Here is a 20,979-nt window from a genome sequence, read left to right as displayed (position 1 = left end):
CATGATAATCATAGAGTGGGTTTTGTGTTATATACTATATAGATTTATTTAATTGCTTTCACCAAGAACATGGGTACAGGAATATAAAACTCGTCTTCCTCATTGTAAATGCGCGGACCTACAGTTAGATCAATGGTAACAGAACTAGCACCTAATTTAGTAAGTAGTTCTTTATCCCATTGAGGTCGTGTATAAGAAGAAATATCGAGCATATGATAAATGGTGTGACATCGTTCTTTTAATTCGTTGCTTACATGTTCATGGGCATGATGAACAGATTGTGATACATTATGATGATTACGAGCATGTTCCGCATCATAGTTTAAAATCAAACCACCTGGGCGAATGACGCGAAACCATTCGGCATAGGCTTTGTCAGGATGGGGTAAATTCCACGTTACATTTCTGGCCACAACGATATCAAAAGTATTAGTATCAAATCCTAGATTTTCTGCATCCATTACGGAGAAGGTTGCATCACAATCGAGGGATTCTCCTAGTTGATTTGCCTCATCTATCATATTAGGTGTAATATCAATGCCATGCACTGTATGACCAAGTTGAGATAGTATAATACTAAAAAAGCCGGCTCCACATCCAATATCTAATATTCGTAAAGATCTATCAGAATCAAATATATGACAAGTTAATTCTTCTCTCCATAATTTTAGTTTGGGACTTTCCAATTCTTTTGCACGTAAAGCGCCAAAATCGTGAGCTCGATCTGCCCAATAGGATGTAATAAATTCTTTATCATCCTTCATAGGATGGTTGCGTTCAAAAATATCGTTCATATTTTACTTCTCCTCATATTCTATAGTACTTATAGTATCATAAAATAATAACGAACTATACAGCAAAAATCACATTAATTCCATAAATACTAACTATGAGGTATGATATAATACATCTATGTTTTATTTTAAGGAAAGGGCAGGGCTATGATATTACAGACTGGACAACGTACAGATATTCCTGCTTTTTATGGCCAATGGCTAATCAATCGTGTCCGTGAAGGGTTTGTAGATGTTCGTAATCCATATAATCCGCTACAGGTGACTCGGTATCCTATTAATCAAGAGGTAATAGATGGCATTGCATTTTGTACTAAGAATCCTTTACCATTTATTCCACTACTAAATGAAATTGTTGACTACAGACAATACTGGCATATGACAATAATGCCTTATGGAACTGATATTGAGCCCTATGTACCACCTTATGCTTCTGTTATAGAGGGATTTAAATACATATCCAAACTGCTTACTCCACAATCTATGGTATGGCGCTATGATCCTATCATTTTAACCAATGAGTATACAGTAGATTTTCATTTTGAAAGCTTTTATATAATGGCCAAGTCCCTTAAAGATTATACAGATACTGTTGTTGTAAGCTTTTTAGATATATTTGATAAGGTGGCTCAGAATTTCCCAGAAGGGTACAGACCGAGTTTAGATGTTCAAACTAAGATCATCAAAGAATTTCTATCCATAGCTCGTTCTCATCATATGACTCTCAAAACTTGTGGAGAAGGGTATATCTTTAAAGAACTTGGTGCTGATACGGAGGGGTGCCTTACTTTAGATTGTTATGAAAGGGCCTGGAATATAAAATTAAAAGCACCAAAACGTACGCCAGCGAGACCAGAATGTAATTGTTATTTACATGGTGATATTGGTGCCTACGATAGCTGTAGCCACTTTTGTCGTTATTGTTATGCTAATACTAATCAAGCGGTGGTTCGATATAATCGTTTACATCATGATCCAAATTCTAGCTTACTTATTGGAAGACTTTCAAAAAGAGAAATTATCAAAGAAAGTACGGAGAAGAGCTGGATTGTAGAGGAAACTATAACACAAGATAGCTTATTTTAAGCAAAATTACTAGAAATTACTAAATTAAATGAATTGACTTACCGTGTAAAATAGATACCAAAGGGGTTGTCAAGAAGGAATCTCAGGAATATAAGAGAGTGTAAATGTATTTTTTGTTTAATTTAAAAGGAGGTGCATTTATGATAACGTATAAGAAAGATAGTAAAGATAATTTACAATCATCTGACTCATCTATGCCCGTGTTAGCAATGTGTTACGACTTTGATAAGACATTAACCCCTGACGATATGCAGGCACAAGGTTTCATTCAATCGGTAGGCTATAACGAAGAGCAAATCAAACAATTTTGGCATGAATCAAATCAATTGGCTAAAAAACATGATATGGATAATAACTTAGCCTATATGTACAAAATGATTCAAGAAGCTGTAGGCCATTTCTATGTAACAAAAGATAAACTCATGGAATACGGCAATCAAGTAGAATTATACGAAGGGGTACGGACTTGGTTTGAACGTATTCGCGAATATGGCTTAGAACAAGGCGTTAAGATTGAACATTATATTATTTCGTCTGGCTTAAAAGAGATGATCGAAGGCACTGAAATGGCAAAAGAGGGGGCTTTCACCAAAATCTATGCCAGTGCATTTATGTTTGATGATAAAGGTGTAGCTGTTTGGCCTGCACAAGCCATTAACTATACGAATAAGACACAATTTTTGTTCCGTATTCAAAAAGGAATTCATGATATTAATGATACTGGTGTTAATGATTACATTAAGCCTGAAAATCAACGAGTGCCGTTCCGTAACATGATTTATATTGGGGATAGCGATACAGATATTCCTTGTATGAGTCTTGTGAACGCTAATGGGGGTCATTCTATAGGTGTATATGATCCATTTAAGAAAGATAAAGAAAAGGTATATAAGATGATGCGTCATCATCGTATCCGTTATTATGCACCTGCAGACTATACAAATGGTTCTAAACTAGATACATTAGTAAAGCAAATTATACGTAAAACCGCAGCCTACGAAGTATTAGAAGGCGAATATATTCATTGTAAATACGAAGCCGAGGAGTAATATGGAACAATCTAAATTAACTAGCGAATGGATTCAAACCTTTAACCGATTAGGTTCCGAAGGTAAATTAAAACCTACCGTACCATATCATGATTTATTTAACAGAAAAGAGTTAAAAGGATTTCCGTTACACACATTACCCATGTGGACGGTAAATTTTCCAACAGGATATATTACGTGTTGTGATCCTCTAGTAACATTGCCAAGTAAACCAGATACATATCTTAGACAGGTAACACCAGGTACGTATCTGTTAGATACTAAGATAATCGAAATGGAACCAAATGAATATCGTTATGTAGCTAGTCGAGTTGTTTTTAGCAGTAATGAGCCTGTATATTACGAATTAGCATTAAAAGGGACTGAAGACTTAACCGATTTAGATGATGGGGATACCTATATTGGATTTCCTGTAGATTCGGGTTTAGCTACAATAGTAGATGCACAAACTATTGAGACATATAACAAATTTTATGAACAATGGCATATAAACTACCCTGAAAAAAATATCTACGATGATTATTATAGTGATTTATTCCAATTGAATGCTATGGCATATCCACAATTCCAACGTTCTAAAGGAGATTGGATTAACTTTACAATTCCTGATACGGAATTGACAGTACCGATGATTCAATCTGGGTTTGGCGATGGTTTATATCCAGTATACTGGGCATTTGATAAAGATGGCCAAATTTGCCAAATTATTATGGAATACATAGATTGCAGCGAAGCATATGAGTAATATATTAGCGCTGTAGTGAAGAAAATAACTAGATATAACTGAATATATAAAAATAAGGCGCTTAGTATAACTAAGCGCCTTTTAATATGATCGTATTATATTTTGAGATTTAAATACCAAAAGTCCAGTTTACTAATACGCGAATGATACTTAAACTAAGAATAATTTCAGCAAGAAATCTTAAAGAACTCTCCATGCCATTACCTAAATGTTTTAAACCGCCAATTTTGGCTTTACTTACAATATCACACCAGCACATATAATTCCTCCATAAGAGTATGAGTAAATTAGATAATTTATATTACTATTTTACAATCTAATCCTAAAAAATTCAATATAAATTTTATGTAATAATAATACTTTATTGGCATATAGAAAAATTAAAAATATGAAAAGAATTATTTGCTTAATTGTAGAATGAAATTGAACAAATAAAAGAACGTGGATCAAATAAAAGTCATAATTAGATGTATACCGAAAGGAATGCCAGTAAAAGCCGTTTCAGAGGAAACTATTAAACGAACCCTTCAATGGTGTAATAATTTGACACGCAAGATTCTAAATTATGGCCCTCCTTGAATGTCTTTCATGAAGTAGTTAACAGAATTGTAGATTTGAATGCTATTCAATTTCATATTGCAATTTAATTTTGATATAATATTTCATATCTAATTAATAAAAAAATGGAGGGAAATGGATGTATGAATTTTTAAGAAATATAGATGTAGTGACATGGATTCCAATTGTGATTTCAGTTATATCGTTGATATATACAATTATAAAGAATTATTATTCTAGTAAACGCTTAAAGCACGCTGAAAAAATTAATGAAGAAAATTATAATTGGAAGAAAAATTTTGATATATACAAAGAAGAAAACAGACAAAAAGATATTTTAATTCAAAATTTGTTATCTGAACAGAATACTCGAGCGTCAATTATCCCATATTTCAATATAGTCTTAAAAGACAGTAAGATTAAAAATCAAAAGAATAGCTTGATTTTAGAAATAGGTTTCATAAATATAGGAAAAGAAAGTGCGACAAATATACAGCTATCACCGAAATTTCCTGATAAAGGATTGCAAGGGTATATTTATAGTGAAGGGTATCCTAAGAAATTGTATTATATTTATGAGTATTTAAGTCAGTATTATGCAACTGCAAGAGAAAAGGTTACATTCAAAGTTAAGGTGGATTTAAAAAATGGAGAAAAAATCAATGATTTTTTAAAATTCAAAATCAAGTATTCTGACTTAATAGGGAATGAGTATGAACAGGAATTTCGGTGTGGATTTTATATGTTAGACTGTATAGCATATAATTTAAATAATACCTCATATAAACCTATATTATTAAAAAAGTAAAATATTTGGACTCTATCGTCTTTTATTTTATTGTCTTTACTACAGCAACTTATAATAAAATATGTAATTGATACAAACTCAGGTTACAAATTATTTAAATTACCACATTATAATGACGATATAACATCATTTTATAAAGATTTATTTGTTTATAAATCTAATGGAAAATATGGCCTAATGGATTATAACGGTAATATAATTATTGAACCTAAATTTGATAAAGTTACTATTAATGAACCTGAGTTAGCGGAATATATAAAAGAAATAGATTCATATGAAAAAATAATTAATTTTTTACTGATTATTTTGATTAACTAAAATAAACTAGCTTATAAACTTGTAGGCTAGTTTTTTGCAATATAAATTACTTCCGATAACAATATATTATCGGAAGTAATTTATATAAGAAAATTGGGCCTAAATGGCCCAATCCCTTGTATTATCTAGTTTTTTTGATTATTTACGTTTAAATGTGTATGGTTCGTATTCTACATCATTATGACGGTTAGTCCACCAGTTCCAACCAATTCTTGCTAATTTCCAGGCAATGAATCCTACGATAATCCCTAATACTAAGCCTGTTAATACATCTGTTGGATAATGTGCAAATAAGTAAACTCTAGAGAACGCTACTACTATTGAACCTAATAATGCTAAAATTCCTAAATATCGCTTCTGAGGTACTATTTGGCTTAAGCCTAGGTAAATAGTCATAGCTGATGCAAATGAACCAAAACTATGACCTGATGGGAATGAATAGCTTGTAGCTTTTGGTAGTGCAGATTCTAACGGCACCGTTACATTTGGAAAATCAACAAATGGTCTTAATCTCGCTACATTTGGTTTTAAACCTTGGTCGCCAATTATAAATACAAATCCTAAAGCAATAATAATTGCCACGCCTAAAACACGATATTTTTTTTGTAGCATTAATAATAAGGCTATTATAATCCATAATGCGCCATTACTTGTAATTTTTGAAATAAATGCCATAATTGGTGTTAAAAAACTATATACAAAATGTTCATGTACATAGAAGATTAAAGAGTGATCAAATTGTAAAATTGTGTCCATAAATTCCTCTTCTATTCTACTCTCATCTAAATGATAATTATTGAGAATATCTTATGCTTTTTATTTTAATAATTAATCTATACTAATTTATTTACGTCTATAATGATTTCTCATTTACAGCCCAAATTATAGCCTAAACTATTTATATCTAATGGTCAATAGTTTAGGCTATATTTCATAAAAACTATAATTATGTTTTCTTTTTGTCACCTTTTTTTACTGCTGCTTCAAATGTAGTAGGCATTGTAATAATTGTATCTACTGGGTCATATACAGACTCAAAGGAATCGGTTTGAGTAACCCAGTTGCCATATGTAATGGTTCTATATGTATTCATTTTCAAGCCTACATGCCCTTCTTGTACCTCTTTTTCTTTTAAAGATGGATCTACCTTAGTTATTGTTTTATTAGGAATCTCACTGTAATCGCCTACAGAGATAGATATATTCTTTGGTTTATCTTGAGCTGTACCAATAATATAAATAGTTAAGGTTCCATTATTCATAACGCTTAAAATATAAATAGAATGCTGATATGGATTTCTAAACTTAAAATCTAAATAGCCCCAAGCTACTGTAGCATCTCTGCCAGCTTGAATATATCCAACTGGCTCAAAATGAGGAGTTCGTTCAACAATATTCATTCCGGATAATAAAGCTGTATTAAAAATAGTAGAACTTACTTGGCAAATACCGCCACCAATGCCAGGAACTAATTTGCCATCAATCATAACAGGTGCATCATCATAGCCAGCTTCTGCAGTACGTTCGCCTACAACATCGTTAAAGGAGAATTGTGCGCCTGGCTTAATGAGTGTACCATTTATCTTATCAGAAGCTAATTGGATATTATGTGTTCTGCTTTCATTACCTGGATTATACTCCGTTGTGAAAGATGCTAATACAGTATTTAAAGGTTTTAGATCAGTATCGGTAACTTTTACTGTATTCTGCGTAGTAAATACCATAGAAAGTGAATTTATACTATCGCCAGATTGTAAATCATCTTTCAGCTTTTTGAGGGTGGCATCGATATCAATACGTTTACCTTCTTTTGCGGGATGTATTACTACTTGTCCATTTTCAACAGTAAGATATGCATCATGACCAGGTGTATCTATTGTTTTTGCTAACTCAGTGAGATATGTTTTCCCCTTTACTTCGTCTAACTTATATTGTGGTTTAAAATGATGCCCATAAAATAAGCCATTAAATCTATGTGACAATACTGTCCACATATCATCCTCATAGCCGTATGTGGAAATAGCTTTTACCATAGCCTCTGTATCGAATTGAATACCTAGATCATGATATGTGGCTTGTTGTTTTTTATTATTTCCCATATCAATAGATATAGTCTGAGGTAGCTTATCATTCACCTCTTGTAAACGTGCTTGTAATTCGTTCTTTGGTGTATTTGATAGATCTGTATCATTATAATATACACCATAAGAAATATTTTCTGTTGGAATGTATGAGCAACCACTTGTACCCAAAAGAACAAGTAGTGTTCCCACTAATATGTATTTCTTCGTCATGTATTGGTAAACGCTCCCGAATAAGTTATTATATTCTCTAATTATAGCATATAAAGATCTAATCTATGGTACAATTATATTAATATTTTAGGGGTAAGGGTGAATTATGTCAGAGTCTAAGAAACAACAAAAGCATTTTTATTTGCGCAATAATGATGCGCTTATGAATAGTACAAAGTTGTCTATGAAAGCAAAACAAAGCATATTGTTATCTAAGGCTGAGAATACTGTTGATGCTTACGAATCGGATTGGGACGATTTTGTAGATTGGTGTACTTATCAAAAGGTATCTTATTTTCCAGCTACACCAGAAACAATAGTAAATTATATTAACGATCTAGCAGATTATGCAAAGGCAAATACAATTTCACGTCGTATTAGTGCTATATCTGAAAATTTTAATGCTTCTGGTCAAAGAAATAATCCATGTATGGCACCTATTGTAAAACAGGCTTTACGTGGCATTAGACGGTTAAAAGGAACGTTTCAACAAGGGAAAACACCAGTTTTATTAGAAGATATTGAAGATATTATAGACTGTATGGCTAAGCTAGATGTGCCGGAAATTCAATTATTGCGTGATAAAGCTATTCTTTTGATTGGCTTTATGGGTGCCTTCCGTCGCAGTGAGATTGCGGCTATTACAGTAGAAAATCTTCAATTTTCACCACAAGGTGTTGAAATCTTTGTAGCATCCTCTAAGGCCGACCAAGAAGGTCAAGGTGCCGTGGTAGCTATCCCACATTTATCTGGTTCTCCTCTAGATGCAGTGCAAGCTTTACAACAATGGTTACGTGCTTCTGGTATTACTGAGGGACCTGTATTTAGAGGGTTTACAAAAAATATGTCTTTACGTAAAACAGCTATATCCGATAAGATGATTGCAGAAATCGTAAAAAAATATATTTCTCTTATTGGTCTAGATCCGACTATGTATGGCGCTCATAGTTTACGTCATGGCTTTGCAACGACTGCAGCAGCTTATGGTGTTGAAGAACGTAATATTATGCGACAAACTCGTCATCATAGTGTAAACATGGTTCGTCGTTATATCAATGAAGCAAATAAGTTTGTAGATAATCCTATCTCTACAATTTTTGAAAAGCGATTTAGATAACAATCATAAATCAGTTGATTTAGACAATAACTATAAATCGTTTAATAACATACATTAGATAACAAAAAGCAGCTATCTCTGTTAGAGTAGCTGCTTTTTTGCGTGGGATTAACCCATATATATTTAGTTTTGAGCCATATAGTCCAAAGCTCTAACTGGACTATCAGATTTCTTTGCTGGTACCTTTAAAACTGTACCAGGTACAAGAGCACCAGAATCGCTAATATTGTTGAGTTCCTTCATGGCATATACCATTTCACGAACATCCATATCTTTATGAGCTGTACGTGCTGCAATATCCCACATTGTATCGCCTGCTTGAACCTTTACTTCACGTACATTATGTGTATTTACCTCTGTTGTAGGATTTGACATATTATAACCAAATAATACTGTTAAGCACATTCCTACCATCATCAATATATTTTTCATCTCATACCTCACATTTACATCGAACATAATATCTGAGAACATTTGTTTGTTTACATACTTATAATACCACACGAACGAATGTTCGGTCAAGCGTTTTAGAACAAATGTTTGCAAAAACTTTTAAAATTGCCTATAATAGGTATATAAGTTAAGTAAATATCTTATATTTTTATTATATAGTACGTTATGTGGTAATTTTTACGCATAGAAATATTTACATTTTTTGACATTAGATTGACTTTGGAGGTTTATCGTGAGACGCCCTGCTACAGATATTAATACAAAACAGCGCCGTATATTAGACTTTATAAAAGATTCATTACATAATGAATATCGTTGTCCTACAGTTCGTGAAATCTGTACACATGTAGGACTAAGTTCCACTTCTACTGTTCAATCTCATTTGAATGCGCTAGAAAAATTTGGATATATTAAACGTGATCCAAATAAAAATCGTGCTATTACCGTTTTAGAAGATACTAAACCTTCTATCTCAGTAGCTGGTAATGAAACGTCTAGCTCTGATAACTTTGAGTTTTTAGGTGCAGGTCTTAAACAAGTACCTCTTATCGGTACTGTACAAGCAGGTATGCCTATTACTGCGGTGGAAAACTTAGAGTCCACGCTTACATTGCCAGTTCAATTGACTGGTGATTCCGATTGTTTCTTACTTCGTGTTCAAGGCGAATCTATGATGAATATCGGTATGTATGAAGGTGATATGCTCATCGTACGCCATCAAAATACAGCAAATAATGGCGATGTAGTTGTAGCACGTATCGATGATGAGGCTACAGTAAAACGTTTTTACAAAGAAAATGGTCACATTCGTTTGCAGCCTGAAAATGATGATTTTGATCCAATTATTGTAGATAATTGTCATATTGAGGGCCTCGTAATCGGTCTTGTACGAGATAGAATATAAACAAAAGAACGGCAACATATCGTTGCCGTTCTTTTGTTACATGTATAAAGTTTATTTTAATGTAAACTATTTTCTCTCCGTAGAGTAGCAAAAATAGCACCTGATATATTATGCCATACACTAAAAATCGCCCCTACTAGCGTTGCTAATGGATTTAATGCAAAATTTGTTGCTGCCAATGTTACGGCTAAACCACTATTCTGCATTCCTACCTCTATTGCTAGCGCTGTAGTTTTATCATATCTTAATTTAAGCAGTGCTCCTACACCTAAGCCTAGTAGTAGACCTAGTATATTATGTATACCAACAACAATAAGTGTTTCAAGTCCAGAAACCAATAGTTTATCCTTGTTGATAGCAATAATGGCTGCTATTAATAGTATAATAGCTATCATTGAGAAGATAGGACTAATACTAGTTAAAGTATTAATATGTGATTTACATACATATTGGATTACTGCACCCAATAAGATTGGCACAATAATAACTTTTACCATAGTAATCATCATAGGTAGTACTTGAACATCTACCCATGCGCCACCGATATATAGGATTAATAATGGTGTAACTATGGGAGATATTAATGTTGAAGTAATTGTCATTCCTACAGATAAAGGGACATCACCATTGGCAATATAGGTTATAACATTACTGGCTGTTCCACCAGGACAACAACCTACTAATATAACACCAATAACAATATCCGGTGATAAGGTAAATATATGGCAAATTCCCCAAGCTAATAGAGGCATTATTGTATATTGTGCAAGTACACCAATACAAATATCTTTTGGATGCCTAAGGATACTACATAAGCTTTCAAACTTAATAGTAAGCCCCATGCCAAACATGGCTATACCAAGTAAGAATGGTGTATAAGCGATTGCCCAAGTAAAGTATTCTGGTACTATATAGGCAATACATGAAAAGCCTAAGATTATAAAAATTAAGTATTTGGAAAGGACGTTGTTGAGTGTAAGTAAATGATTCATAACTTCTCTCCTTATTTTGGATCGTATGAGAAGTTATCGATAAGTCGTGTAGAACCAATATATATAGCCATAGCCACTAATACTGGGGCAGTAACCTCTTGTATAGGTTGCATAGTCTTAGCATCAACAACTGAAATATAATCTATTTTAGCAAGTGGTTCGGTTTGTATAATGTCTGTCATAGTATCAATGATACATTTAGCAGGGCAACCATATTGTATAGTTTGTTTGCCCAATTGAATAGCTTTATACAATATGGTTGCAGCTTTCCGTTCTTCACTAGACAAATATGTATTACGAGAAGATTTTGCTAAACCATCTTTTTCACGAACAATGGGAACACCAATAATACTGACAGGAAAATTTAAATCAAAGACCATTTTACGTATAATGGCTAATTGCTGTGCGTCTTTTTCACCAAAAAACGCATTTGTTGGTTGAATAATATTAAAGAATTTTGCCACCACAGTGCAAACGCCTTTAAAGTGAATTGGTCTGCGAATACCACACAATGTATCAGATAAATCCGCAATGTTTACAAATGCCTTTTTATCTTGGTACATTTCCTCCGGATTTGGAGCAAAAATAAGATCGACACCATGTAATTCACATAACTTTTTATCGCTATTAATATCACGAGGGTAAGTACTTAAGTCTTCATTTTCTCCAAATTGAATAGGATTTACAAATATAGAGACAATGACCTTATCATTATATTTTCTAGCTTGATCTATTAATGCAGCATGTCCTTCATGTAAGAATCCCATGGTTGGTACAAAACCAATTGAGTAACCTTCTTTTCTCCAGCTATTTACTGTATTCCGTACATTTTCGATAGTTGTTATAACTTCCATTATATTCCTCCGTTATATTGTAAATACGAAGATAGTCCTATACAGTCTACTGTAATTCGATCAATGACAATTATTTTTGATCAACTAATAAACCATGTTTCTCATAGTTTTTTATATGACTTATCTTATTACTATTATCTACAAATACAACGAGAGGATTATGGCTCTCAACTTCGCTTTCATCAAGCTGTGCATAACACATGATAATTATCTTATCATGTACTTGCACATGTCGTGCAGCAGCACCATTTAAACATATAACACCACTACCTGCTTCTCCGGCAATAGTATATGTACTAAAACGTGCTCCATTATTAATATTTACAATTTGAACTTGTTCATATTCTCGTATTCCGGATGCATTCAATAAATCTGTATCAATTGTAATGCTCCCTACATAATCAAGCTCTGCTTGTGTCACAGTAGCCCTGTGAATTTTACCTTTTAACATTGTTAGTATCATGCTAAACTCCTTGTGTTTTAAATGTACCCGCCATATTGGTCGGTTCGAACTTTCACAATTTGTCTGTTTATCATGAATTAACAGTAGACTAGAGTATAGTTAAAAATACTATCTCCAGAGAAATTATACCATAATTGTAAATTTTTACATTAAAATACAATTAATATAATACAAATAATGTGACTCTAATCAAAAATAACAGTGATTGTAGTATAAAATAAAAACCAGTAGCTACAATGTAGTTACTGGTTTTTATTTTATACTAATATTTTATTTTAGATATTCTGCTAATGCTTTATCAATATATGCTGCTTCATCAGCCGTTGGTTCACACATTGGTAAATTAAATTTTCCCACAGGTAAGCCAATTTTACGGGCTGCATATTTAACAGGAATCGGATTTGTGGTGATGAACATCGCTTTTATAATTTCTGATAAAGCTTGATGAATACGAATCGCTTCGTAGTTATGGCCAGATTCATAAGCTTGAATCATAGCATTCATATCTTTGCCTGCTACATGAGATACTACAGATACAACTCCACATCCTCCAACAGATAACATCGGTAATGTAAGACCATCGTCCCCACTATATACCATGAAATCATCTCCAGGCATTAAGCGCTTAATTTCAGAAGCAATCATTAAATTACCACTTGCCTCTTTGATAGCACAAATATGTGGATATTCGTTATGTAGTTGAACTAAGGTAGTTGGGAAAATACCTGTCCCTACACGACTTGGTACATTATACACCATAATTGGCAATGTAGTAGCTTCTGCAATAGTTTTAAAATGCAAATATTGGCCTTGTTGGTTCGGTTTATTGTAATAAGGTACTACAACTAGCAAACCATCGATACCATCGATGTTAGAGACTTCCTTTACAAAGTCTGCAGAAGCTTTTGTATCGTTACTACCTACATTGGCAATAATTGAACCTTTATGTCCACATTCTTTTGCAATTGCATTAAATAGAGCTAATTTTTCGTCTCTAGACATAGTTGGGTTTTCACCCGTTGTACCACAAACTACAAGACCATCAGAGCCATTATCTAACAGATGATTGGCGATAGCAACACAATTTTCAATATTTACGGATCCATCACTATTAAAGGATGTCACCATAGCTGTTAACACTCGACCAAAGGTTTTCATATATGTCCTCCCCTTGATAGATTAAAATGCTTGTTTTTCCACCAAGTATTCAGCAATTTGCAACGCGTTAAGAGCTGCACCTTTACGAATTTGGTCCCCTACAATCCAGAAGTTCATACCGTTGTCATTGTATAAGTCTTTACGAATACGACCAATTTCACAGTCATTTTGATTAGATGTATACAATGGCATAGGGTAAATTTGTTCAGCAGGATTATCTTTAACTTGTAAACCAGGGAATTTTTCACATGCCGCTTTGAAAGCCTCTACAGATACCGGTTCTGCTGTTTCTACCAAGACAGATTCAGAATGAGAGCGATATACAGGAACACGAACTGTAGTTGGAACTACTTGAATAGTTTCGTCATGAAGAATTTTTTGCGTTTCGTAAACCATCTTCATTTCTTCTTTAGTATAATCATTTTCTAAGAACACATCAATTTGTGGCAATAAGTTGAATGCTACAGGATAGTGTTTAGGAGCAGATCCTGTTGGTAACAGATTTGCTGTCATTTCTTCGCCTGCAATATATTGTTTTACTTGATTTTCAAGTTCTTCAATACCTTCTTTGCCTGCCCCAGATACAGCTTGGTATGTACTTACAACTACACGTTTAATTGGAGAGAGATCATGAAGAGGTTTTAATCCTAAACTCATGATAATTGTAGAGCAGTTAGGATTTGCAATGATACCTTTATGTTTCAAAATATCTTCTGGGTTAACTTCTGGTACTACGAGTGGAACTTCAGGATCCATACGAAATGCACTAGAGTTATCGATTACAATAGCACCGCGTTTAGCGACTTCAGGCGCTAATGTTTTAGATATAGAGCCACCTGCAAATAATGCAATATCAATATTATCAAAAGATTCAGGTTTTGCTTCTTCTACAATATATGTTTTACCATTCACAGTAAGTTCTGTACCTGCAGAACGAGTGGAAGCTAATAGTTTTAAGTTTTCATAAGGAAAGTTACGTTCTTCAATAAGTGTAATAAATTCAGCACCTACTGCACCAGTAGCACCTAGAATAGCAACATTAGGTTTTTTCATTGATACATCTCCTTGCACAAATATTATAAATAATGTTCTAAACCGTATGTTAAGCCAGTTTTAGAACTAATTTTTTTACATGCTAATACTACGCCTGGCATAAAAGATAAACGGCTTAAGCTATCATGACGTATGGTTAATGTTTCATCATAACCACCAAATAATACTTCTTGATGAGCCACATAACCTGGAAGGCGTACACTATGAATTGTTACATCGTCAACCTTAGCACCACGAGCACCTGGTAAGCTTTCACGAGTTAAATCCTCATCAGCAGTTACCTTAGCAGCTTGTTTAGCATCGTTAATCAATTTAGCTGTTAAAATAGCTGTGCCAGAAGGCGCATCGTATTTGTGATTATGATGTAATTCTATAATTTCTACATTAGGGAAATATGGAGCGAGCTCTGCAGACACTTTCATCATCATTACCGCCCCAAGAGAAAAGTTTGGTGCCACTAAGCAATTCGCTTGATTGGAACGACCTATTGTATCAAGTTCATCACGTTGTTCTGCGGTCAATCCTGTAGTACCGATGACTACATGAATACCAGCGGATAACATTTTCTTCGCGTTTTCATAAATAACTGCAGGATTAGTGAAATCTACAATCACATCAGGTTTATTTGTATCTAATACCTCATCGATGGAGGCATTCATCTTGATACCTAATTGTTCGATTCCTGCTACAGAGCCTACATCTTCCCCTGCCTTAGTCGGATCAATACCACCAACTAATGTTAAATCAGGATCGTTATGTACTGCTTTGACAACTTCACGACCCATTTTGCCGCCAGCGCCATTTACCATTACTCGAATCATATATACCTCCAAAAAAGCCAGTGGATGCATCCACTGGCCTTATAGATTATATAGCTATATATACTCTTATGAAAAGCTCAATGATAGCACTCCACCAATACAAGATTGATGACAGTTGTCTATCTATTAAATAGACAACCAGAACGATGAGTCGCAATCATCGAACTTCGGCAAGCATCCCTTTTATCATGGATCAATGCATGCCTACTCCTCATGATTACTCTTAATACTCGCACCTCTATCAACATATTCATTTAATACTATTAGTATAAGTAATTATGCGATTTTAGTCAATTAAAATGGTCAATAAGTTCTTTCGCCGCCGCAAGTGCTGTAGCAGACATTCCCTTACCAGACATCATAGACGCGATTTGTGTTACTCGTTCGTCCTCATTTAAGACTACTAATGTAGAGATTGTACGATCATCTTGCTCGATTTTAGATAGATGATAGTGTTGTTTCGCAATACTTGCAGTTTGAGGCAAATGAGTAATACAAAATACTTGATTTGTTCTAGATAAATTAAGTATTTTTTCTGCCACCTTAAGTGCTATATCACCACTGATACCAACGTCAATTTCGTCAAATACCATCGTTTTAAAAGCGTCACTACGGAATACTGATTTAAAGGCTAATGCAATGCGAGCTAACTCACCGCCAGATGCTACTTTATGTAGAGGTAATAACTGTTCCCCTTTATTCGCAGAGAATAGCATTTCAATAGACTTTGCACCTAATGAGGATAACTCAGTCCCCTCTTCAATATGAAATTGAATATCCCCTTTGGGCATCCCTAGATCCACTAATTCTTGATGTAAGGCCGTAGCAATATCTTTTGCATTTTTTTGACGTACCTCGTGTAAAACTGTTAACGCTTCTTCTGCTACCTTTTTTGCTTCTTCAAGACGAGTTTCTAATTCATCTTGAGCAAATACAAGGTCTTCTAGTTCTTCTAAACGAGATTGCGCCTTTTCTTCGTATGCTAGAATATCTTCTACGGTTTCACCATATTTTTTCTTTAAGCTATAAATTGTGGTATCTCTGTCTTGGCAATATTTATAACGCTCTTCATCGTAGCTGATAGTATCCCTGTAACGATCTAAAGATTGTGCAGCTTCTTCTAGTTGGAAATAAGCAGAGTCCACCATTTCTGAGACTTCTTTTAACTCGCTGTCATATTTTACTAGATCATTAACCTCTACCTTAATCGAGTTAATCGTATCAAGTAATGGTTGACGTCCATTATAAAAGGCATCATAACAAGAACCTAAAACCTTATCGATATGTTCAAAACTGTCAAGACGCTTAAGTTCTTCTGCAATAGTTACATCTTCACCAACACTCAGACCAGCATCTTCAATTTCATCGATTTGGTATCTAAGCATATCAAGCTCCCGGGCTCGCTCAGACATATTTTCTTGTAAATGATCTACATCTTGTTTTGCTTGCTTATAAATTTTATACGCATCAGTATAAGCTTTATAGGCTTCCTTTCCTTCTTTATTAAAAGTATCTAAATATTCATGGTGTGTATCAGCGTCTAGTAAACGTTGGTTGCTATATTGTCCGTGAATATCTGCTAAGTATTGACCAATCTCCTTTAAAGCTTTTAAAGGTATTGGTTGATCATTAGCCAATATACTAGATTTGCCATTACGGTTAAAAGATCTTGATAGAATTAACTGGCCTTCTTCTATCATGATATTTTTAGACTCTAATAGGTCTTGAATACTTTGGTGATTAGCAATATCAAATATTCCATCAATAACAAAACTATCTTTACCGTGACGAATAAACTCGCTACTTGCGCGTTCTCCTAATAGGATACTAAAGGCATCCATAAGAATGGATTTCCCTGCCCCAGTTTCGCCGGTAAAGATAGTAATGCCATCATTAAATGAAATATTCATTTGCTCAATCAACGCAAAGTTGCGAATGCTCATTTGCGTTAACATATTATTAGTCCTTCATTAAATCTTGAATTTTCGCTAAAATTGCTGGAACTTCAGCTTCGGATTTTGCAATTAACAAAATAGTATCGTCCCCTGCTAATGTACCAATAATTTCAGTCCATTTTGCATGGTCGATAGAAAATGCTACAGATTGAGCAGAACCAGGGATTGTATGTAATACAACTTGGTTTAAACTGTGATCAACCTTAATCAAAGAATCTTGGAATAGTCGGTTAATACGACTACGAGATAAAACTACATTTTCCTCTGGAGATAATGCATAACGATAATGTCCATCGCCTGTAGGAATTTTGATTAACATTAATTCCTTAATATCACGAGAAACTGTAGCTTGTGTAACTTCAATACCTTCTTCTAGTAAAGCCGCAGCTAATTCCTCTTGTGTTTCAATCGCCTTGGACTGCACGATCTCTTTAATTTTGTTATAGCGATAGCGTTTCATTTTGAACTCCCTTTTTTAAACCTTGCACATAAAAGAGAATAGTATCTTTCTGATAATATTATACCATATATTCATAATTAATATATGGTATAAATCGCATATATTATACGTCTTATGCATATTATATTAATATTTAAAATATTGTTAATATTCTATATATTGATAACGTGCAAATTCATAGCTCATAAGGTTCATCTATTTATAGGGAATTAATAATTTAAAAATAGAAAAATATACATGTATAATTAAAATCCCCTATAAAGGGGGTTTTACTAACTGAGTATGAGTTTTATTCATAATGAATAAAGATATATTTCGTTTTATCGTTTTTGCAATATAAATAACTCAGGTGGATTATGTATTTGGTTCATCGGATGCCAATGGCATACATTATATATTTTCTGATCTAAATCTGATAAATACGATTTAAGAGACTGCATTTCTTCAAATCCCTCTGTTGTTCCAGGGTAAGCAACTATTGTAATAACTCCAGACTTGGAAAGTTTGTGTAAACCTTCATTTATGGCATCAATGGTTTGGTGAGGTTTTGTTACAACTTGGTGATCTCCTCCAGGTAAATATCCAAGGTTAAAAATCATTAAATCAATAACTTCATCTTTTAATTGATGAGCTACTGCCAAATCATGAGAGTCATGAATAAACGTTAAACTTACTTCTGGTGCAATAGCATTTGATTGTAAAAGCTCTTTGCTAGTTTTAATAGCTTTCATTTGAATATCAATTCCATATAGATGGCATGCTTTTTGTGCCCGTTTAGAAAGGTATAAAAGATCATGGCCATTACCACAAGTAGCATCTACTACCACTTTGGCATTTTCCATACATCGATCCCAGATTAAATGTTGGAATTGAACAGCATTGTTAATGTTAATCACAAAACCACCCCACTTGAGATTTGGTTATAACAATTCATCTCGACGAGATGCTAACTTTTTAAATAGTGTACCAAAGAAACATTGATCCTTGAATCGTACAAATAAACAATATACAGGGTTAGAGCTTATATGTAAGGTTTCTTTATTTGTAAAAGTATAGTCAAATGTACCATCAATACAAATATGTAATTGTGGTTCTCTTTCCGGCATTGTAATTTGAATCGTATCATGTTCCTCTAAAACAAGGCTTACACCTTGAATTAAGTGTGGCGCTACTGGGGTGACAATGATGGACCGATTATCTGGTTTCATGATTGGACCACCAGCCGATAGATTATAGCCGGTAGAACCTGTAGCAGAGGAAATAATTAAACCATCCGATGGATACATTTGCGTGTGTTGATTATTAATAGACATATTAATTCGCGCCATTTTAGCAGGCTCAGCACGAGTGATAACAATTTCGTTAATGATAGGAACTAGTTCTTCCTCTTTACCCTTATGACGTTCTATATAAGCATATAAATGTCCACGCTTTTCAATATTATAATCACCATTAGCAATACGTTTAATATGACTTTGCATTTGATGAATTTCAATTTGATTTAAAAAACCTAGTTCGCCAAGATTAATACCACAAACAGGTACATTATATGGATAAATTTGTCTTGCAAGATGGATGATGGTACCATCACCACCAAAACTAAAGGCAATATCTATTTGTTTGAAGATTTCTGGACGACTTAAAATATGAGTTTCAGGAATCTTAAGTACTCGTGCAGGTGCATCTGATTCGAGATCATCTGGCAAAAATACTTCGATACCTTCATCTTTACAAATATGTGCAGCCATTTTTAGAACTGCCATAATATTGCTTTTCCCCATATTGGGGAAGAATCCGATACGCATAGTAATCTCCTATAATGAATGGGCTTCTGCAACCACTGTATCAATCAAAGTATCATCAATGGTTAAGGCCCCTTCTTCGTACTTTTTAAAATAACCTAAAAACTCTATATTGCCTTCCATACCTTTAATTGGTGAGAAAGTTAAGCCATGTGTATACAATCCACAATCATACGCAACGTGTAGAATACGATGTAAAACTTCTTTATGGATTTCACTATCTCGCACTATACCGCCCTTACCAACATTTTCTTTACCAGCCTCAAATTGTGGTTTTATTAAGGCCACAAGTGAGCCCGTATCTTTTAATAAATTAGTAGCTACTGGTAAAACTTTGTCTAAAGAAATAAATGCTACATCAATAGAAATAAAATCAACAAGTTCACCTATTTGTTCAGCGGTAACAGTACGGATATTTTGTTTCTCCATATTAATCACACGTGAATCTTGGCGTAATTTCCAAGCTAATTGATTATATCCTACATCGATGGCAAAGACCTTAGACGCACCGTTTTGTAATGCGCAATCTGTAAAACCACCTGTACTAGCTCCTATATCAATCATCACAGTCCCATGTAAATCGATAGGGTAAGTTTGAATAGCCTTTTCTAATTTAAGTCCTCCACGACTTACATAAGGTAAAGTATTGCCTTTTACAATAATATTGGCATCCACAGGAATCTTGGTGCCTGCTTTATCTATACGTGTAGTATCCATAAATATAAGGCCCGCCATAATAGCTGCTTTTGCTTTTTCTCTACTTTCAAAAAGGCCTCGATTAACGAGGAGTATATCTAATCGTTCTTTATTGCTCATATTACACCATGATAAATACAATAAAACTGAATAAAGGCCACAAGAATACCGAGAATTAAACCACCAAATACTTCGATAGGTGTATGTCCCAACAACTCTTTTAATGCTTCTTTACGTGTAATGACAACAGGTATATTCTTTTTGGTAAAATAATCTACAATTTGATTAAGTATTTGAGCTTGTCGTCCTGCCTCTAATCGTACACCAGACGCATCATACATAACAACAATTGAAAATACTAAGGATAATATAAATAGATCCGTTACACCATTTTTAAGATAAATCGCTGTTGTTGTAGCAATTACAAATGATGTATGTGAACTTGGAAAACCACCAGATCCAACAAGGCGCTCTGGTCGGAATTTACCATGTCTTAAGAGTTGCCATACAAATTTGATAGCTTGAGCCGTAAACCAGCCCCAAAATGCAGCTTGCGCGATATAATTATGTGCTATTTGTGGTAATATATCAATCATTGTT

24 protein-coding genes and 1 riboswitch are annotated in these 20,979 nt (G+C 33.9%); of the genes, 7 read left to right on the top strand and 17 right to left on the bottom strand.

From position 1 onward, the window contains the following. Positions 1-44 precede the first annotated feature (44 nt). Positions 45-794 (bottom strand): class I SAM-dependent methyltransferase, encoded by a 750-nt coding sequence (locus DW000_RS01920; RefSeq protein ID WP_120054795.1) that lies wholly within the window; start codon positions 792-794, stop codon positions 45-47. Positions 795-941: 147 nt separating this feature from the next. On the opposite strand from DW000_RS01920, the gene DW000_RS01915 reads away from it, so the two are divergent. From DW000_RS01915 to DW000_RS01905, 3 genes are all read left to right on the top strand, one after another. Beyond that, entirely contained in the window at positions 942-1,880 is a 939-nt protein-coding gene (locus tag DW000_RS01915) for a DUF1848 domain-containing protein (protein ID WP_120054794.1), read from the top strand. A gap of 140 nt (positions 1,881-2,020) precedes the next feature. Beyond that, complete coding sequence (locus DW000_RS01910) at positions 2,021-2,929, top strand: HAD family hydrolase (protein WP_120054793.1); 909 nt, start codon at positions 2,021-2,023, stop codon at positions 2,927-2,929. Position 2,930: 1 nt separating this feature from the next. Next, complete coding sequence (locus DW000_RS01905; protein ID WP_120054792.1) at positions 2,931-3,674, top strand: DUF4241 domain-containing protein; 744 nt, start codon at positions 2,931-2,933, stop codon at positions 3,672-3,674. A gap of 109 nt (positions 3,675-3,783) precedes the next feature. Here the strand turns inward: DW000_RS01905 and DW000_RS09795 are convergent, their stop codons facing one another. Next, entirely contained in the window at positions 3,784-3,933 is a 150-nt protein-coding gene (locus DW000_RS09795; protein WP_012864375.1) for a hypothetical protein, read from the bottom strand. A 438-nt stretch (positions 3,934-4,371) separates the two neighbouring features. On the opposite strand from DW000_RS09795, the gene DW000_RS01895 reads away from it, so the two are divergent. Both DW000_RS01895 and DW000_RS09950 read left to right on the top strand, forming a co-directional pair. Then, complete coding sequence (locus tag DW000_RS01895) at positions 4,372-5,040, top strand: hypothetical protein (RefSeq protein WP_120054791.1); 669 nt, start codon at positions 4,372-4,374, stop codon at positions 5,038-5,040. A 30-nt stretch (positions 5,041-5,070) separates the two neighbouring features. After that, entirely contained in the window at positions 5,071-5,358 is a 288-nt protein-coding gene (locus tag DW000_RS09950) for a WG repeat-containing protein (protein WP_279386757.1), read from the top strand. Between the two features lie 138 nt (positions 5,359-5,496). Here the strand turns inward: DW000_RS09950 and DW000_RS01885 are convergent, their stop codons facing one another. Then, a complete protein-coding gene (locus tag DW000_RS01885; protein WP_120054790.1) occupies positions 5,497-6,114 on the bottom strand; it encodes a phosphatase PAP2 family protein in 618 nt (205 codons plus the stop codon). A 190-nt stretch (positions 6,115-6,304) separates the two neighbouring features. Beyond that, on the bottom strand, positions 6,305-7,651 hold the full coding sequence (locus tag DW000_RS01880; RefSeq protein ID WP_120054789.1) for a VanW family protein: 1,347 nt from the start codon (positions 7,649-7,651) through the stop codon (positions 6,305-6,307). Positions 7,652-7,757: 106 nt separating this feature from the next. Between DW000_RS01880 and DW000_RS01875 the strand changes: the two genes are divergently transcribed. Next, positions 7,758-8,768, top strand: a complete 1,011-nt coding sequence (locus DW000_RS01875) for a site-specific integrase (protein WP_120054788.1) — start codon at positions 7,758-7,760, stop codon at positions 8,766-8,768. A gap of 123 nt (positions 8,769-8,891) precedes the next feature. Here the strand turns inward: DW000_RS01875 and DW000_RS01870 are convergent, their stop codons facing one another. Further along, positions 8,892-9,200, bottom strand: a complete 309-nt coding sequence (locus DW000_RS01870) for a LysM domain-containing protein (protein ID WP_120054787.1) — start codon at positions 9,198-9,200, stop codon at positions 8,892-8,894. 253 nt (positions 9,201-9,453) lie between these two features. Between DW000_RS01870 and lexA the strand changes: the two genes are divergently transcribed. Then, entirely contained in the window at positions 9,454-10,125 is a 672-nt protein-coding gene (gene lexA, locus DW000_RS01865) for a transcriptional repressor LexA (RefSeq protein ID WP_120054786.1), read from the top strand. Positions 10,126-10,181: 56 nt separating this feature from the next. Here lexA and DW000_RS01860 read toward each other — a convergent pair whose 3' ends face one another. The 12 genes from DW000_RS01860 to DW000_RS01805 all read right to left on the bottom strand — a co-directional run bounded on the left by DW000_RS01860 (position 10,182) and on the right by DW000_RS01805 (position 20,975). After that, positions 10,182-11,117 carry a bile acid:sodium symporter family protein gene (locus DW000_RS01860; RefSeq protein WP_120054785.1) on the bottom strand — a complete coding sequence of 312 codons (936 nt, stop codon included), beginning with the start codon at positions 11,115-11,117 and terminating at the stop codon, positions 10,182-10,184. 11 nt (positions 11,118-11,128) lie between these two features. Next, positions 11,129-11,971: a pantoate--beta-alanine ligase gene (gene panC, locus DW000_RS01855; RefSeq protein ID WP_120054784.1), complete on the bottom strand. Its 843-nt coding sequence runs from the start codon at positions 11,969-11,971 to the stop codon at positions 11,129-11,131. Positions 11,972-12,041: 70 nt separating this feature from the next. Next, positions 12,042-12,434 (bottom strand): aspartate 1-decarboxylase, encoded by a 393-nt coding sequence (panD, locus tag DW000_RS01850; RefSeq protein WP_120054783.1) that lies wholly within the window; start codon positions 12,432-12,434, stop codon positions 12,042-12,044. Positions 12,435-12,704: 270 nt separating this feature from the next. Then, the gene (gene dapA / locus DW000_RS01845; RefSeq protein ID WP_120054782.1) at positions 12,705-13,592 is read right to left on the bottom strand and encodes a 4-hydroxy-tetrahydrodipicolinate synthase; all 888 of its coding nucleotides are present in this window, start codon (positions 13,590-13,592) and stop codon (positions 12,705-12,707) included. A 21-nt stretch (positions 13,593-13,613) separates the two neighbouring features. Continuing rightward, positions 13,614-14,645, bottom strand: a complete 1,032-nt coding sequence (locus tag DW000_RS01840; RefSeq protein ID WP_120054781.1) for an aspartate-semialdehyde dehydrogenase — start codon at positions 14,643-14,645, stop codon at positions 13,614-13,616. Positions 14,646-14,668: 23 nt separating this feature from the next. Continuing rightward, positions 14,669-15,466, bottom strand: a complete 798-nt coding sequence (dapB, locus tag DW000_RS01835) for a 4-hydroxy-tetrahydrodipicolinate reductase (protein ID WP_060919801.1) — start codon at positions 15,464-15,466, stop codon at positions 14,669-14,671. Positions 15,467-15,542: 76 nt separating this feature from the next. Continuing rightward, positions 15,543-15,715: riboswitch (Lysine riboswitch) on the bottom strand. 41 nt (positions 15,716-15,756) lie between these two features. Next, entirely contained in the window at positions 15,757-17,421 is a 1,665-nt protein-coding gene (gene recN / locus DW000_RS01830; protein WP_119562959.1) for a DNA repair protein RecN, read from the bottom strand. A gap of 4 nt (positions 17,422-17,425) precedes the next feature. Beyond that, complete coding sequence (gene argR, locus DW000_RS01825; protein ID WP_004695825.1) at positions 17,426-17,881, bottom strand: arginine repressor; 456 nt, start codon at positions 17,879-17,881, stop codon at positions 17,426-17,428. Positions 17,882-18,201: 320 nt separating this feature from the next. Next, a complete protein-coding gene (locus DW000_RS01820; RefSeq protein ID WP_120054780.1) occupies positions 18,202-18,777 on the bottom strand; it encodes a class I SAM-dependent methyltransferase in 576 nt (191 codons plus the stop codon). Positions 18,778-18,801: 24 nt separating this feature from the next. Next, the gene (locus tag DW000_RS01815; RefSeq protein ID WP_004697273.1) at positions 18,802-19,686 is read right to left on the bottom strand and encodes an NAD(+)/NADH kinase; all 885 of its coding nucleotides are present in this window, start codon (positions 19,684-19,686) and stop codon (positions 18,802-18,804) included. 9 nt (positions 19,687-19,695) lie between these two features. Next, positions 19,696-20,499 carry a TlyA family RNA methyltransferase gene (locus DW000_RS01810; RefSeq protein ID WP_120054779.1) on the bottom strand — a complete coding sequence of 268 codons (804 nt, stop codon included), beginning with the start codon at positions 20,497-20,499 and terminating at the stop codon, positions 19,696-19,698. After that, complete coding sequence (locus DW000_RS01805; protein WP_004695814.1) at positions 20,496-20,975, bottom strand: divergent PAP2 family protein; 480 nt, start codon at positions 20,973-20,975, stop codon at positions 20,496-20,498. The genes DW000_RS01810 and DW000_RS01805 overlap by 4 nt, the downstream gene beginning before the upstream one ends. Positions 20,976-20,979: the final 4 nt, after the last annotated feature.

This window comes from Veillonella sp. AF36-20BH (assembly GCF_003602765.1).
Lineage (GTDB): Bacteria > Bacillota > Negativicutes > Veillonellales > Veillonellaceae > Veillonella > Veillonella hominis.
The sequence above is the reverse complement of the archived record's forward strand: the minus strand, read 5'-3'. Positions and strand labels throughout refer to the sequence as shown.